Consider the following 15,697-nt stretch of genomic DNA (forward strand, 5'->3'; position numbering starts at 1 on the left):
GAGCGCCTATATACATGAGACTAGCCCTCGCGTGTGACGTGTAGATCGCCAGGCCTGCACGTGTGAGCTGTCTCACGGCCAACCGATGGGGTCACCATCGATGACGGTTCTCGCCCCGCGATTATTCCCCGACCCGGTCTCCGCCGCATCCCACAGTCCCGAATAGTGGCCACCGGCATAGCGCAGATTGGCGTGCGATCCGGTCTCGACGACGCGCCCCTTGTCGATGACGAGGATCACATCTGCCCGGGCCGCGGTGGCCAGCCGGTGGGCCACCACCACCGACGTCCGGGTGCGGGTCACACGGCTGCTCGCCTCGAGAACTACCTGCTCGGTGGCCGGATCGAGTGTCGCGGTCGCTTCGTCGAGCAGCAGCAGATCGGGGTCGACCAGCTCGGCCCGGGCCAGCGCGATCAGCTGACGCTGGCCCGCCGACAATCCCTGCCCGCGCTCGCCGATGGGGTGATGCATCCCACCCCGCAGTCCGGCGATCGTGCCCAGCGCTCCGACCGCGCGGGCAGCGTCCTCGATCTCCTCGCGGCTCGCATCCGGGCGGCCGTACGCGATGTTGGTGGCGACGGTCCCGGTGAACAGGTGCGCCTCCTGGGGGACGACGCCGAGGCGTCCGCGGTACGCGCCGAGCGGGTACCGGCGGAGATCCACGTCGTCGACGAGCACCGCGCCGGACGTCGGGTCGTAGAAGCGGGCGAGCAGTTTCACGATGGTCGACTTGCCCGCACCGGTCCGGCCGACCAGGGCGACGGTGGTGCCGGCGGGGATGTGCAGGTCGATGTCGGTCAGGGCGTCGCTGTCGGCGCCCTGATAGCGGAACCCGACGTCGCGCAGGCACAGCTCGCCGCGCAGGTGCCCGTCGATCGGCTGGAGGTTTTCCCGCGACGTAGCCCGCTCGATGGAACTGGGAGTGCGGAGCAGGTCCCCGATCCGGAGCAGACCGACACTGGCCTGCTGGTACCCGTCGAACACCTGCGACAGCTGCTGGATGGGCCCGAACAGCAGCCCGAGGTACAGCACGAAGGCGACGAGTGTCCCGGTCGTCGTGTCCCCTGCCGCGACCTGGCGCGCGCCGACGAACACCACGGCGGCCAGAGCGAGGTCGGAGAGGAACGCGATGAACGGGAAGTACAGCGAGATCGCCCGCTGTGACCGCATCCGGCTGCGCCGGTAGCTGTCGGCCCGCTCGGCGAACCTCCGGGCGGCGAACCCTTCGCGGCGGTACGCCTGGGCCGCGCGGAGCCCGGCGATGTTCTCCTGGAAGTCGGCGTTGACGAGCGAGATCCGCTCACGCGAGACCGTGTACGCCACCGAGGAGATCCGCCGGAAGATCAGCGTCGCGACGACGAGCGGCGGGATGACGGCGAGCGCCACCAGCGCGAGCGTGACGTCGGTGGCGACCAGGGCGACGGAGATACCGAGGACGGTCAGGACACTCACCACGGCGGTGGACATCCCGGTCTGGATGAACGACGACAGCGCGTCGACGTCGGTGGTCATCCGGGTCATGATGCGGCCGGACAGTTCGCGCTCGTAGTAGTCGAGTCCGAGCCGCTGCAGGTGGGCGTAACTGCGCACCCGCAGCCCGAACAGCACGCGTTCACCCGCCCGGGCGGTGAGGACCGTCATCAGCGCGACGACGAGCCAGCCGGCGACGACGAGGGCGACGCCGACCCCGGCCGCCGTCCAGAGGGTTGCGGAGTCCTGCGGGACGACACCCCGGTCGATCGCGAACCGGACGATCGACGGGAACGCGATCCCTGCGAGCGAGTCGAGCGCGAGGCAGACGACGACGGCGACGAGCAGGGCTCGGACCGGGCGCAGGATCCGCGTCAGCCGGAAGTCGGGCTCGGGCAGGCGCAGGTCCCGGGTGTCGATGCCCGGGCTCTCGACGGCGGGCGGAAGCGCGTTCACGGCCTCCCGAAGTTCCGGGGTCGCGGCCACGTTGCCCAGCGCTCCCGCCATCGGTCCGCCGGCGGTGCGGCCGCCGCCCGGGCCCGCACCGGACGCCGGGGTGCGGCCGGACGAGGCGGACGAGCCGGGCACGTCCCACTCCTCGACGTCCTCCGGCCACAACTCGGACTCGGACGGCATGCGCTGATACGGCATCGGCTCGCTCGGTGCGGGGACGCTGACGTCGATGGGGCCCGCGGTGTCGGGGGAGGCGAACAGTGCGCGGAAGAGCGGGCACCGTTCGTCGAGCTCGGCCACCGTGCCGGAATCGATGATCCGTCCGCCGTCGAGCACGGCGACGCGGTCGGCCAGCGACAGGGTCGAGCGGCGATGCGCCAGGATCAGCGCCGTCCGCCCGCGATTCGCCCGGAGCGCCGCGAAGATCGACGCCTCGGTGGTGGCGTCGACGGCGGAGGTCGCGTCGTCGAGGATCAGCACCCTCGGGTCGGTGAGGAGTGCGCGTGCCAGCGCGATCCGCTGCCGCTGCCCGCCGGAGAGGGTGAGACCGCGTTCGCCGACCACGGTGTCGTACCCGTCCGGCAACGCGGAGACGAACTCGTCGGCGGCGGCCATGTCGGCGGCGGCGCGGATCTCCTCGGCGCTGGCGTCGGGCTTGCCGAGGGCGATGTTGGCCGCGATGGTGTCGGAGAAGAGGAACGGCTCGTCGAACACGAGGCCGACGGCTTCGCGCAACTGCTCGGCGCTCAGCTGCGAGACGTCGAACGACTCGCCCGCCGACGTGAGGGACACGGAACCCGCGGATGGTGCGTAGAAGCGGGGGAGCAGCAGCGACAGGGCGGTCTTGCCGGAGCCGGCCATGCCGACCACCGCGACCGTCTCGCCGGGCGCGATGCGCAGGTCGAGTCCGCGGAGAATGTGCCGGTCCGGTTCGAATCCGAACGTGACCGCCCGCAGGTCCACACCCAGCGGTCCGCCGGGCAGTGCGGTGGGATGCGGCGGGTCCGCGACCTCCGGTTCGGCGTCGATCACCTCGTACACGCGCTCGACGGCGGCCCGGGACAGCTGGGCCATGATCACGACCGACGACAGCGTGCGGGTGACGGCGGTCATCGTGGCGACGTACGTGGCGAAGGCGAGGAACGTGCCGATCGTGATGGAACCGTGCAGGGCGAGGTAGCCGCCGACCGCGATGACGCCGACGAGACCGAGCTGGGGCAGTGCCGCCATGGTCGGCGCGAAGCGCGCATTGATCCGGGCGGCTCGCAGGCGTTCGGCGTACAGCGTCCGGCTGTGGTCTTCGAGTTGGTCGACGGCCCGGCGCTCCTGGCCGAACCCCTTGACGACGCGGACACCGGTGACGGTCTCCTCGACGTGCTGCGCGAGGTCGGCTGCCCGTTGCTGCGCCGACCAGGTTGCCGCGAACAGTTTCGGGCGCATCGCGTAGACGACGAGGCACACGGCGGGGACGATCACCAGCGCGACGACGGTCAGCAGCGGTGACAGCCAGGCCATGATGCCGAGCGCGAGGACGAACTGGAGCAGCGCGCCCGCCGACAACGGGACCATGGCGAGCAGGCCCTGCACCAGCTGGAGGTCGGTGATGGACCGCGAGACCACCTGTCCGGTGCGGATCTGATCCTGCCCCCGCCCGTCGAGGCGTTGCAGCGCGCCCAGCAGGCCGAGCCGCAGGTCGTGCTGGACGTCGAGTGACAGCTTGCCTGCGAGCATCCGGCGGCCGTACTGGCAGCCGAAGCGGACGCACGCGAGCAGTGCGATGAGCAGGGCGGCGATGCTGATCACCTGAGTGGCGCTACCCGAGCCCGCGGCATCGACCGCGTACTTGGTGAGGAGGGGGAACGAGATATCGATCCCGGCGGCGACGACCGTCACGGACAGGGCACCGAGTGCGACGCGGCGGTGCGCCCAGCACTCACCGCTCAGCCGTCGAATCCAACCCGGCCGTGCCTGATCCTGCTCCAGCGTCTGCTCCCGTTCGATCACCGAACCGGACGCACTCTCCCTTGCCACTGGATCCACGTTAGCGCCGGGTACCGACAGGGGCGGCACCCGGCGCGGCGTCAGGTGATGTCGCGCTGCCGGGTGAGCGCCCAGCCGCCGCCGACGAAGACCGCGGTCCACACGAGCAGGGCGAGGGGAGCGGTGGGCCAGAGCGTCAGCCAGTCGATCTCGTTGCCCGCGGCCGCGTTCGCGACCGTCCCGAGGGTGGCGGACACGGGGAGGACACTTCCGACGGAGCCGATGCCGATCCCGCTGAGGATCGACCGGAGGATCATCTCGCCGAGGGTGTACCAGACCACGAGGGCGATGCAGCTTCCGACGGACGAGCCGGTGAGCATCGACACGCCGCCGCCGATGAGAGCCCACAGTGCCCCGCAGATCAGGGCCGCCCCGAGCATGGCGAACAGGGATCCGCGCAGTTCGAAGGTGTCCCCGCCGAACGTCAGCAGCAGGGCGACGCTGACCACCTCCACCACGAGGCAGTAGAAGAAGCCGAAGGCCGCGGTGACGGCGAGCTTGGTGCCGATCACCCCGTCCCGGCCGCGGGCGGTGAGGAACGTGGTGGTGAGCGTCTTGTACCGGAATTCCGTGCCCACGTTCACCGCCCCGAAGACCGCGGCGAACAGGACGACGAGGGCGACCGCGACCGCCAGCCCGAACAGGGTGGCGGCGAGGTTGGCCTCGCTCGGATCGGCTTCGAACGCGTCGGTGAACGCGCGCATCACCGGCAGGGTGATCGCGCTCGAGAACATCCCGACGATCAGTGGTGCCAGACCGAGCATCCACCAGAACCGCAGTGTGGTGACCTTGCGGAATTCCGCGGTGAGCAGCGCTGTCATCGCGGACCTCCGGACGTCGGACCGTGCTGGGGGTGTGCGGGTGGCGGACCGTAGCCCGGTGGTGGGGCGTACCCGGGTGGCGGACCGTAGCCCGGCTGCGGGGCGTACCCGGAAGGTGCGTACCCGGGCTGGGGAGCGTACGTCGGCGGCGGGCCGTAGCCCGAGGGCGCCGCGGCGCTCGCTCCGGCCACGTACTGACCAGCGGTCATCGACAGGAAGAGTTGCTCGAGGTCGATGTGGTCGCCGACGGCGCCGAAGATCGTCACCCCGGCGTCCGCGGCCACGGACTCGACGAGTTCGAGGGACGCGCCGACGACGGCGAGGCGTCCGTCCGCGAGCGAGCGGGCATCGACGATGCCCCTGGCGGCGAGGGCGGTGGCCAGGGCGGGCGGGCTCGAGGACGCGACCAGCAGCCGGCTCTGCTGCGACTTGCGCAGCTCCTCCATGCGTCCCTGGTAGACGAGGGAGCCGCGGCTGACGATGACGAGATTGTCGACGGTCTGTTCCACTTCGCGGAGGATGTGGCTCGAGATCAGCACCGTCCTGCCGGACGCGGCGAAGCCCTTGAGGAACTCGCGCAGCCAGACGATGCCCTCGGGGTCGAGTCCGTTGGCCGGTTCGTCGAGGATCAGGATGCGCGGATCACCCAGCAGCGCCGTCGCCAGCGACAGCCGCTGCCGCATGCCGAGAGAGAAGCCGCCCGCCTTGCGCCCGGCGACGTCCTCGAGCCCGACGAGCGCGAGCACCTGCAGTGCGCGTGCGTCCGGTACCCCGATCGCGGACGCGTACACCTTCAGGTGGTCGAGCGCCGTCCGGTTGGGGTGCAGGCTCTGCGAGTCCAGGACGGCGCCGACCGTGCGCGCGGGGTCGACGAGGAGTCGAATCGGGACACCGGCGACCGTGGAGCTGCCGGACGTCGGCTTCACGAGCCCGAGGATCATCCGCAGTGTCGTGGTCTTGCCGGACCCGTTGGGCCCGAGAAATCCGGTGATCGATCCCTGCGGCACGGTGAAACTGAGGTCCGTGACGGCGTCGACGTTCTTGAAGCGTTTCGACAGCCCCCGCACCTCGATCGGCGCCGTGAAACTTCCCGGGATTGCTGTGGTCAACCCGTCCTCCCCTGCCACAATCGAATGGAACTGTTTCGACCCTACTGGGCTGCCGTGCCGAGATTCACCAACTGTCGTACAGGGCGTCTGCGACGGCGCATGCTGACACCAATCGATTGGGGACGCACATGAGCAAGCACCACCATCACCATCGCGACGTCATTTCTCCCGCCTACACGGGGCGCCTCTCGATCGATCCGTTTCCGGCGCTGCGGCTGCCGGACGAGGAAACCGATCCCGAGGCCGCGTACCGGTTCATCCACGACGAGTTGATGCTCGACGGCAGTTCGCGGCTGAACCTGGCCACGTTCGTCACCACGTGGATGGATCCCGAGGCCGACAAGCTGATGGCCGAGACGTTCGACAAGAACATGATCGACAAGGACGAGTACCCGGCGACCGCGGCGATCGAGTCCCGGTGCGTGTCGATGGTGGCCGATCTGTTCCACGCTCCCGACCTGTCGACCACCGACCCGGCCAGCGCCACCGGCGTCTCGACGATCGGTTCGAGCGAGGCGGTCATGCTCGGTGGTCTCGCGCTCAAGTGGTTGTGGCGGGCGAAGCGGGAGGCGGCCGGGAAGGACACTGCGCGACCGAATCTGGTGCTCGGCAGCAACGTCCAGGTGGTGTGGGAGAAGTTCTGCCGGTACTTCGACGTCGAACCGAAGTACCTGCCGATGGAGAAGGGCCGCTACGTCATCACGCCGGAGCAGGTTCGGGACGCGGTCGACGAGAACACGATCGGAGCGGTCGTGATCGTGGGCACGACTTATACGGGGGAACTCGAGCCGGTGGCCGCGATCGCGGACGCTCTCGACGAACTTGCCGCGTCCGGCGGCCCCGACGTCCCGATCCACGTGGACGCGGCCAGCGGTGGCTTCGTCGTCCCCTTCCTGCAACCGGAGTTGCTGTGGGACTTCCGGGTTCCGCGCGTGGCCTCGATCAACGTCAGCGGCCACAAATACGGGCTGACGTATCCGGGGATAGGGTTCGTGGTGTGGCGCGACAAGGAACACCTTCCAGAGGGGCTGGTGTTCCGGGTCAACTACCTGGGCGGCGACATGCCGACGTTCACCCTGAACTTCTCGCGGCCCGGCAATCAGGTGGTGGGGCAGTACTACAACTTCCTGCGACTGGGCCGGGCCGGCTACCGGTCGATCATGCAGACGTTGCGCGACACCGCAGTTCGCGTGGGCAAACGCATCGCCGAGATCGAAGGCTTCACCCTGATCACGGACGGCACCGACATTCCGGTGGTGGCGTTCGAACTCGTCGGCGACCCCGGCTTCACGGTCTTCGACGTGTCACACGAGTTGCGGGCGCGGGGATGGCAGGTGCCCGCCTACACGATGCCCGCCGACGCGGAGGACGTGGCGGTCCTGCGCATCGTCGTGCGCGAGGGCTTCAGCGCCGATCTCGGATCCCTCGTCGCCGAGGCGATCGAGGAAGTGTGCGCCGAACTCCGCGAGAAGGGCGGCGGGCGTTCGACGGAACAGCACTTCGCCCACTAGCTGCTTCGCCTACCGGCTCACGCTTCGATCGCGTGGAGTTCGTCCGGCCAGCGGGCCGGGGCGGGCCCGAACGCTTCACGCGCGTTCTTGACGACGCCCTTGCCGATGGCCCGGTTGCCCGCGCCACCGATGGCCGCGCCGATGCCTGCGGGCACGAGTTTGCCGAGGACCAGCGCGCTGCGGCGCGCGGCGTACTTGGTGATGAACTTGCGCACCAGCCTGCTGTTCATCCCCTTCATGGTGGGGCCGGGTATGCGGCTGGTGATGGCGCTCGCCCAGTTCTTCGCCGTCACGCCCGTCGCCTTCTGGACGATTTCCATGCCCGATTCGCCGAGCGCCACCGACAGGACGAGTGCGCGCCGCTGCTGGTGGTCGGCGGCGGAGATGCCGTGCACCGACGCGACCGCGAGTGTGAGCAGCGCCGCCGCTTCCAGGAAGAACGCCGATTCGGCGCCCACCGCCGCGATGGACGCGATGGTGCCGACCCCGGGAATCGCGGCGGTGGCACCGACTGCGCTGCCGCTGCCCGTCACGGCCAGCAGGAACATCTTCTCCATCCGCTCGACGATCTGCGCGGGCGACTCACCGGGGTGCGAGCGCCGGACCCATTCGACGTACTTCGCCACCGCGGGAGCCTGGAGACGGCTCCCGTTGTCGAGGACCGAGACCAGTACCTTCTCCACCGGTCCACCATTGCCAGCCATCGGGGCTCCCGTCTCGCCTGTGCTTCGAGTGTGCTGGCACCGACTGTAGGTGAGTTGACGCTGTGGCCGGTGTCGGCACCGTTGCCTAGGCTGGTTTCGTGAGCGTCGCCGACAGCGATACCGCGGTGTCGTCCGGGGCCTTCCGGCGCCCGGCGGAACCGTTGCGCGCTCTGGTCACGGGATACGACGGTTATCGGCTGGCCGGTTTCGAGCCCGGCATCCACCTCGGTCTGCCGTCGCCCTGCCTCACGGTGATCGTGACAATCGACGAGCCCCTCGACATCGCCGCCCAGGCGACACCCGAGCAGGCGCCCGGTCGTTTCGACACTCTGGCCAGCGGCATCGCCACGGCCCCGGTGACCATCCGGCACGACGGCAACCAGCACGGCGTCCAGCTGGCCCTCAGTCCTCTCGGTGCCCGCGCTCTGCTGGGGGTCCCCACGGCCGCCCTCGGCGCCTGGGTCGTCGGCCTCGAGGACCTGCTCGGTCCCGACGCGGGGGAACTGACCGAACGGCTGTCGCTCGAACCCGGCTGGGACGAGCGGTTCGCGATCCTCGACGAGGTCCTGACCCGCCGCGCGGCGCCGGCGGAGATCGACCCGCACCTCACCCGCGCCTGGCAGCTGCTCGTCGCCGGCGACGGCGCCCGGGTCGGTGACGTCGCGCACGACGTCGGCTGGAGCAGAAGGCATCTCGTGAACAAGTTCGTCGCCGAATACGGCGTGACACCCAAGGACGTGGTGCGGTTGTCCCGTTTCCACCGCTCCCACCGGATGCTCAAGGGTGCCGCCGGGGCGACACTCGCCGACGTGTCCGCGGTGTGCGGGTATTACGACCAGGCCCACATGGCGCGGGACTGGCGCGACCTCGCGGGCGTCGCACCGTCGCGGTGGCGTGAGATCGACCCGTTCTCATTCGTCCAAGACCCCTACCACGACGACGGCGCAGAGTGATGACATGACTACTTCGACGCACACCACATATGTGTGGCCCACCCTCGTCTACCGCGACGCGCGGTCCGCGATCCGCTTCCTCGTCGACGCCTTCGGGTTCGCCGAGAACGCGGTGTACGGCGAGGGCGACCGGGTCGATCACGCCGAACTCGGCTGGCCCAAGGGCGGCGGGATCATGCTCGGTTCGCCCAGTGAGGACTCGGTCATCAGCGACCTGCCGCCGGGGACGGGCTCGGTGTACCTCGTCGTCGACGACCCCGACGCGCTCCACGAGCGCGCCGTGGCCGCCGGCGCCACGATCGTTCGCGGACTGCGGGACGAGGACTACGGATCGCGCGGCTTCACCTGCCGCGACCCCGAGGGCGTGTTCTGGAGTTTCGGCACCTACACCGGCGGGTGATCCCGCCCGATCACGCCCCGTGCCCGGCCGGGACCTCCTCGCCGGGCTTCGGCGGAGGTGGCGGCGTGCCGTCCCCGAACGGCCTGCCGCCGAGTTGTTCACGCCCGTGTGGCTCGAGCCAGCCGGACAGGTCTGGCCCCTTCGGCACGATCCGGGTGGGATTGATGTCGGTGTGCACGATGTAGTAGTGCTGCTTGATCTGGGTGAAGTCGATGGTGTCGCCGAACCCGGGTGTCTGGAAGAGATCGCGGGCATAACTCCACAGCACCGGCATCTCGTCGAGTTTGTTCCGATTGCACTTGAAGTGGCCGTGATAGACCGCGTCGAACCGGGCCAGGGTGGTGAACAGGCGCACGTCGGCCTCGGTGATCGTGTCGCCGACGAGGAACCTGTGGTCGGTCAGACGGTCTTCGAGCCAGTCGAGGCGGGCGAACAGGCGGTCGTACGCGGATTCGTACGCCTCCTGGGATCCGGCGAATCCGCACCGGTACACCCCGTTGTTGACGTCGCGGAACACGAGATCGGCGACCTCGTCGATCTCGTCGCGCAGCGGCTCGGGGTAGAGGTCGGGCGCGCCCTCGCGGTGGTACCGCTTCCATTCCGAGGACAGATCCAGGGTGATCTGCGGGTAGTCGTTGGTGACCACCTGCCCGGTGGGGACGTCGACGATCGCGGGCACGGTGATGCCGCGGGGGTAGTCCGGGAAACGCGCGAAGTACGCGTCCTGCAGGCGCGGGATCTTCAGCACGGGGTCGAGCCCGTCCGGATCCAGATCGAAAGTCCAGCTGCGCTTGTCGTGGGTGGGGCCGCACAGTCCCATCGACAACACGTCCTCGAGTCCGAGTAGTCGCCGGACGATGATCGCGCGGTTGGCCCACGGGCACGCCCGAGCGGCGACGAGGCGGTAGCGGCCCGGTTCGACCGGATAGCCGTCGCGGCCGTCGGCCGTGATGCGGGTGGGGATGTAGTGGGTGTCGCGCGTGAACTCGGCGCCGGATTCGACGTAGGCGCCTTCCGTGCTGTGCGGTTCTGCCGTTCGTTCTGTCATGGTCGACTCGTCCCCGTCTGTCGATGTCTCTCAGAGCGTACTTCGGGAGATCGTGACCGCGGCATACGTTCCCAGTTCCCGGTACCCGGCGCGGGCGGCGAGCGCGCGCGAGGCCAGATTGTCGCGGGGTGAACGGCATTGAGCGATCAGGCCGCTGTCGAGCGCGTCGTCGGTGGCGATCCCGGCGACCGTGGCGCCCAGTCCCCGGCGCCGGAACTCCGGCACCGTCAGCACACCGACATCGGCGAGGAACCCCTGGAACTCGGCGTACCCGGCGGAACTGACCGGTTGCTGCGCGTCGTCGAGAATCGTGAACCATCGGTTGCGGTCACCCAAGCGGGCCTCGGTGACGTCGTCCGGGGGACATGCCTCCTCGACCTGCCGGACGTGGTCGTGTTCGTGGGAGACGAGCGGTGGCCGCCCGGTCGCCGGATCCTGGTAGTCGGTGCCGAACGCGAGCGCCACGGGACCGGCGCACCGTCCGGACCGATCCTGGGTGAGGGCGAGCAGGGTCGCGGATTCGGTCAGCTCCTCCGACGTGTGCCCGTCGGCACGCTCGATCGCCCACCGCGGTCCGACGAGCGCGGACGTCTCGCCCAGGCGCAGGAAGCGGATCGTGTCCGTGTCGTCGTCCACCCGGACGGCGCGGTCGTCGGCGCCCGGCCGGGTGGACAGAGCGTCGTCGGGCAGTCCCAGTTCGCGTGACCAGGCGAGTCGAATGATGTCGAGGTGATGGGGGTCCACGGGACCCACGGTAACCGCTTGTTCCCTATCCGCCCGGACGGTATATTCCACGTGGAGTATTTGACTTGGAGTAGTGGAGGCGGTGACTGTGGCACTCACGCCGCTCGGTGTCACCATCCTCGGTCTGCTGTGTGAGCGCACGATGCATCCGTACGAGATGTACCAACTCGCCGCCACCCGGCGTGGACGCGTCGTGAAGATCCGGCCGGGTTCGCTGTATCACACCGTGAGCAGGCTCGAAGGTGAAGGGCTGGTGCGCACCACCGGCACCGACCGGGCGGGAAATCGGCCCGAACGCACCATGTACGAGGTCACCGAGGCGGGCCGGGAAGCGCTCGTCCACCGGGTCAGCGACATGCTCGCCACCCCGGTGCACGAGTACCCGCAGTTCCCTCTGGCACTGGCGGAGGCGCACAACGTCGCCGCCCCCACCGTGGTGGAACTGCTCCGGGAACGGCTCGATCACCTCACCCGCGAGATCGACGAACTCGAGACCGCCGCCGCGCTCGCCTGTTCCACCGAGACCCCCAGGATCTTCCTCCTCGGCAACGAATTTCTCGTTACCGTCGCCCGCGCGGAGCACGAATGGCTCAGCGCCCTGGTGGCCGACATCGACTCCGGAGCCCTCCCGTGGCTTTCGCCGGAACTTCTCGAACGACTGACACACTCACGCCGGATCCCATCCGGTTCAGCAAAGGATTGATGATGGACACCGAGCGCACCGCACCACCCACGTCGCCACCCGAGCATCGAAATCCGTGGCCGGCCCTGTGGGCCCTCGTCATCGGCTTCTTCATGATCCTCGTCGACAGCACCATCGTCGCGGTGGCCAACCCGGCGATCATGAACGACCTGCACACCGACATCAACAAGGTCGTCTGGGTCACCAGCGCGTATCTGCTGGCGTATGCGGTGCCGCTGTTGGTCACCGGTCGACTCGGTGATCGGTTCGGTCCCAAGAACATCTACCTGATCGGGCTCGTCCTGTTCACCGGTGCGTCGCTGTGGTGCGGCCTGTCCGGCACCATCACGATGCTCATCGTCGCCCGGGTCTTCCAGGGACTGGGCGCCGCACTGATGACGCCGCAGACGATGGCCGTCATCACCCGCACGTTCCCGCCGGACCGTCGCGGCACCGCGATGGGTCTGTGGGGCGCTGTCGCCGGTGTCGCCACCCTGGTGGGACCGCTCGCGGGCGGCGTGCTCGTGGACAACCTCGGCTGGGAGTGGATCTTCATCGTCAACGTCCCCGTCGGTGTGGTCGCGTTCGTGCTGGCCTGGCGGTTGGTGCCTTCGCTCGAGACCCACGAGCACAAGTTCGACATCCCCGGTGTCGTCCTCAGCGCGCTCGGCATGTTCTTCCTCGTGTTCGGAATCCAGGAAGGCAGCTCCTACGATTGGTCGGCGACCGTGCTGGCGTCGATCGGCGCCGGCCTCGTCCTTCTCGGCGTCTTCGTCTGGTACCAGTCCTGGAACAAGAACGAGCCGCTCCTGCCCCTAGGCCTGTTCAAGGACCGCAACTTCTCGCTCGCCAACGTGGCGATCACCTCGATGGGCTTCGCGATCACCGCGATGGTCCTGCCGCTGATGTTCTACACGCAGGCGGTGCGGGGTCTGTCGCCCACACGGTCGGCCCTGCTGCTCGTGCCCATGGCCGTCCTCACCGGCGTGTTCGCCCCGTTCATCGGCAAGCTCGTGGACCGCACCCATCCGCGGTACATCGCGGGCGCCGGATTCCTGCTGTTCTCGATCGCGCTCGCCTGGCTGTCCATGGTCATGTCACCCGACGTGGCGATCTGGGAACTGCTGCTGCCCATCGGACTGATCGGCCTCGCCAACGCGTGTATCTGGTCGCCGCTCGCCGCCACGGCCACGCACAACCTTCCACCCCATCAGGCGGGCGCCGGAGCAGGCGTCTACAACACCACCCGCCAGGTCGGCGCCGTCCTCGGCAGCGCCGCGATCGGCGCACTCATCACGGCCCGCCTGTCCGCTCAGGGGCTGAACGCCGATAGCCAGGAGGCCGGTGTGGGGGAGATGCCGGAATTCGTGAAGGAACCGTTCGCCACGGCGATGTCGCAGTCGATCTGGCTGCCCGCGGCCGTCCTGCTGATCGGTTTCCTCGCCTCGGTGTGCTTCGCGCGACCGTTGCGCGAGAAGAAGCCCGGAGTCAGTGCGGGCGACGCAGCCAGTCGGGAAACATCACTGCAGGGTTGAGGTAGTCCGCGGGATCGAACGCCTGCTTGATCGTCCACATCGCGGTGATGTCCTCGCGGCTGAGGGCGAGGTCCAGGTAGTTGCGCTTGTGTGCGCCGACGCCGTGCTCGGAGGCGATGTTGCCGCCGTGATCGCGGATCAGTTCCGTGACCGGCCGGTACAGCACGGACTCGTCGGGGCAGCGCAGCACGTTGAGGTGAACGTTGCCGTCGGCGACGTGCCCGAAGAGCACCGGGATCGCGTCGGGTGCCCGGCTCGTCACCATTGCGACCGCGTCGGCGACGAATGCGGCGAGGGTGTCCAGTGGGAGGGCGGCGTCGAACTTCAGCGGGGGTCCGAACAGTCCGACCACTTCCGCGAACGCTTCCCGCGCCGACCACACCCGGGCGCGGCCTGCGGAATCTATCCCGACGGCGGGTTCGTCGTCGGGATCGCACTGCTCCAGCGCCGCGGCCAGGTCGTCGGTGAGGTCGCGCCGGCCGGCCAGTTCGACGAGGAGATACCACGGTAGACCCGTGGGAACGGCGAAACTCAGCCGCGAGGAGGCCAATTCGAGCCCGCGTCCGTCGAGCATTTCCACGGCGTCCACCCCGTCGAGCCGCCGCACGACGTGAGCGGCGTCGATCAAGCCGGGTAGTTGCGCGAAGCCGGCGAGGGCGGTCACACGGAACTCCGGGACGGGGTGGAGTGCGAGATCGACGGTCGTGACCACACCGAGAGTGCCCTCGCTGCCGACCCACAGCGCGGGCAGGTCGTATCCGCAGTTCTCGGCGCCCACCCGCATGCTGCGCCGCACGATCGCCCCGTCGGGGAGCACGACCTCCAGGCCCAGCACCTGTGCGGACATGTGGCCGTACCGCACGGTGTGCAGCCCACCGGCATTCGTCGACACCATGCCGCCGATCGTCGCGGTATCGCGGGACGCGATGTCGACGCCGAACAGCAGTCCGGCGTCGGACGCGGCGTGCCGGAGCGTCGAGAGGGTGACCCCGGCGCCGACGGTGACGCGCAGGTTCTCGCGGTCGACGGCGCCGACCGCGGTCAGCCGTTCCGTCGACAGCAGCACGTCATCGTGCTCGGGAACCGTGCCCGCTTCGAGGCCGGTGCGGCCACCCTGCACGGTGACCTTCACCCCGGCCCGGCGGCAGATGCCCAGCACGGCCGAGACTTCCGCGGCATCCGCGGGCCGGACGAGTGCGCTCGCGCGCCCGCTGTAGCGTCCCGTGTGGTCGGTGGCGCGGGCGGCGAGCACGTCCGCGTCCACGGTCACGAACCGTTCTCCGACGGCGTCGGCCAGCGCCGCGCGCAGCGAGTCCACACCCCGATCGTAGGCGGAACGCGTGTGGCAGTCTGGCGGCATGACTGAGCCTGCCGCCGCCGCGCATCCCACCCGACTCGAGCGTGTCCGTACCGACGCCGGCGCCGAGATCGCGATCCTGACGTTCGCCCACGGCGCACTGAACCTCTTCGATCAGGCGATGTTCGACGCCGTGCAGGCCGACGTCGCGGCGCTCGCCGAGAATCCGCCGCGCGCGGTGCTGCTGCGTGCCGAGGGCAAGGTGGTCTCCGCGGGGGTGGACGTCCACGTGTTCGAGGGGCTCACCGCGGAACAGGGCGCGGACCTGTGGCAGGAGTTGTTCGCCGAGATCTGCCATCCGCTCGAGGCGCTGCCGTGCCCCGTCGTGTACTCGGCGCACGGATTGACGCTGACTGCGGCCTTCGAGATCGCGCTCGCCTGCGACATCATCCTCGCCGCACCGAAGGCGAAGTTCGGACTGGTCGAGACGGTGGTGGGGCTGACTCCGTCGATGGGCGGTCCGCAGCGGCTGGCCGAGCGGGCAGGGTCCGGCCGCGCCCGGGAACTGGTGATGACCGGCGACCTGTACGACGCCGCGACACTGCGCGACTGGGGTGTGGTCAACGCCGTCCACGAGGACGTCGACACCGAGGCCCGCGCCCTCGTCGCACGCCTGGCGGACGGGCCGACGCGCGCACACGACGCCACGAAGCAGATCATCTCCGCGTGGCGGTCGGGTGGAGTCGCGCACGCCGACTCGATCACGCCCGACGTGTCGGGTGCGCTGTTCGAGACCGACGACCTTCAGGGTGCGGTGCGCAGCTTCCTCGACGTCGGACCGGGCAAGGCGACGTACCGCGGACGGTAGGCGTCGGCGATCCGCTCCCCGCAACTGTGACGGGCGTCATATAGTCGTGGCAACGTCCCGGT

Annotated in this window: 13 protein-coding genes; 6 read left to right on the forward strand and 7 right to left on the reverse strand. The window is 69.3% G+C overall.

All coding sequences use genetic code 11. The annotated features are described in order from the left end of the window. Positions 1-72: 72 nt before the first annotated feature. From PSR88_RS30565 to PSR88_RS30575, 3 genes are read right to left on the reverse strand one after another with little or no spacing between them, the layout of a single operon-like run. On the reverse strand, positions 73-3,954 hold the full coding sequence (locus PSR88_RS30565; RefSeq protein ID WP_029539485.1) for an ABC transporter ATP-binding protein: 3,882 nt from the start codon (positions 3,952-3,954) through the stop codon (positions 73-75). Between the two features lie 50 nt (positions 3,955-4,004). Next, positions 4,005-4,784, reverse strand: coding sequence for an ABC transporter permease (locus PSR88_RS30570; protein ID WP_009479251.1), 780 nt, complete (start codon positions 4,782-4,784; stop codon positions 4,005-4,007). Then, the gene (locus PSR88_RS30575) at positions 4,781-5,893 is read right to left on the reverse strand and encodes an ABC transporter ATP-binding protein (protein ID WP_011598066.1); all 1,113 of its coding nucleotides are present in this window, start codon (positions 5,891-5,893) and stop codon (positions 4,781-4,783) included. Before PSR88_RS30575 ends, PSR88_RS30570 begins: the two co-directional genes overlap by 4 nt. Before the next feature lie 128 nt (positions 5,894-6,021). On the opposite strand from PSR88_RS30575, the gene PSR88_RS30580 reads away from it, so the two are divergent. Further along, positions 6,022-7,404: a glutamate decarboxylase gene (locus tag PSR88_RS30580; protein WP_011598067.1), complete on the forward strand. Its 1,383-nt coding sequence runs from the start codon at positions 6,022-6,024 to the stop codon at positions 7,402-7,404. A gap of 17 nt (positions 7,405-7,421) precedes the next feature. On the opposite strand, the gene PSR88_RS30585 is transcribed toward PSR88_RS30580, so the two are convergent. Beyond that, positions 7,422-8,108, reverse strand: a complete 687-nt coding sequence (locus PSR88_RS30585; protein WP_011598068.1) for a hypothetical protein — start codon at positions 8,106-8,108, stop codon at positions 7,422-7,424. 98 nt (positions 8,109-8,206) lie between these two features. Here PSR88_RS30585 and PSR88_RS30590 point away from each other — a divergent pair, with 98 nt between their 5' ends. Further along, positions 8,207-9,061 carry an AraC family transcriptional regulator gene (locus tag PSR88_RS30590; protein WP_009479255.1) on the forward strand — a complete coding sequence of 285 codons (855 nt, stop codon included), beginning with the start codon at positions 8,207-8,209 and terminating at the stop codon, positions 9,059-9,061. A gap of 4 nt (positions 9,062-9,065) precedes the next feature. Continuing rightward, complete coding sequence (locus PSR88_RS30595) at positions 9,066-9,461, forward strand: VOC family protein (RefSeq protein WP_011598069.1); 396 nt, start codon at positions 9,066-9,068, stop codon at positions 9,459-9,461. A 10-nt stretch (positions 9,462-9,471) separates the two neighbouring features. Here the strand turns inward: PSR88_RS30595 and PSR88_RS30600 are convergent, their stop codons facing one another. Together PSR88_RS30600 and PSR88_RS30605 are read right to left on the reverse strand one after the other, a co-directional pair. Then, positions 9,472-10,509, reverse strand: coding sequence for a glutathione S-transferase family protein (locus PSR88_RS30600; RefSeq protein WP_016883293.1), 1,038 nt, complete (start codon positions 10,507-10,509; stop codon positions 9,472-9,474). A gap of 30 nt (positions 10,510-10,539) precedes the next feature. Next, entirely contained in the window at positions 10,540-11,262 is a 723-nt protein-coding gene (locus tag PSR88_RS30605) for a GNAT family N-acetyltransferase (RefSeq protein ID WP_009479258.1), read from the reverse strand. Positions 11,263-11,341: 79 nt separating this feature from the next. On the opposite strand from PSR88_RS30605, the gene PSR88_RS30610 reads away from it, so the two are divergent. Together PSR88_RS30610 and PSR88_RS30615 are read left to right on the forward strand one after the other, a co-directional pair. Beyond that, complete coding sequence (locus PSR88_RS30610) at positions 11,342-11,956, forward strand: PadR family transcriptional regulator (protein ID WP_009479259.1); 615 nt, start codon at positions 11,342-11,344, stop codon at positions 11,954-11,956. 2 nt (positions 11,957-11,958) lie between these two features. Beyond that, positions 11,959-13,470 (forward strand): MFS transporter, encoded by a 1,512-nt coding sequence (locus PSR88_RS30615; protein WP_009479260.1) that lies wholly within the window; start codon positions 11,959-11,961, stop codon positions 13,468-13,470. Here the strand turns inward: PSR88_RS30615 and PSR88_RS30620 are convergent. Further along, complete coding sequence (locus tag PSR88_RS30620; RefSeq protein WP_009479261.1) at positions 13,424-14,788, reverse strand: FAD-binding oxidoreductase; 1,365 nt, start codon at positions 14,786-14,788, stop codon at positions 13,424-13,426. The genes PSR88_RS30615 and PSR88_RS30620 overlap by 47 nt on opposite strands. 40 nt (positions 14,789-14,828) lie before the next feature. Here PSR88_RS30620 and PSR88_RS30625 point away from each other — a divergent pair, with 40 nt between their 5' ends. Next, the gene (locus PSR88_RS30625) at positions 14,829-15,635 is read left to right on the forward strand and encodes an enoyl-CoA hydratase/isomerase family protein (RefSeq protein ID WP_011598075.1); all 807 of its coding nucleotides are present in this window, start codon (positions 14,829-14,831) and stop codon (positions 15,633-15,635) included. The last annotated feature ends 62 nt before the right edge of the window (positions 15,636-15,697 follow it).

This window comes from Rhodococcus sp. DK176 (assembly GCF_038447315.2).
Classification (GTDB): domain Bacteria; phylum Actinomycetota; class Actinomycetes; order Mycobacteriales; family Mycobacteriaceae; genus Rhodococcus_F; species Rhodococcus_F jostii_A.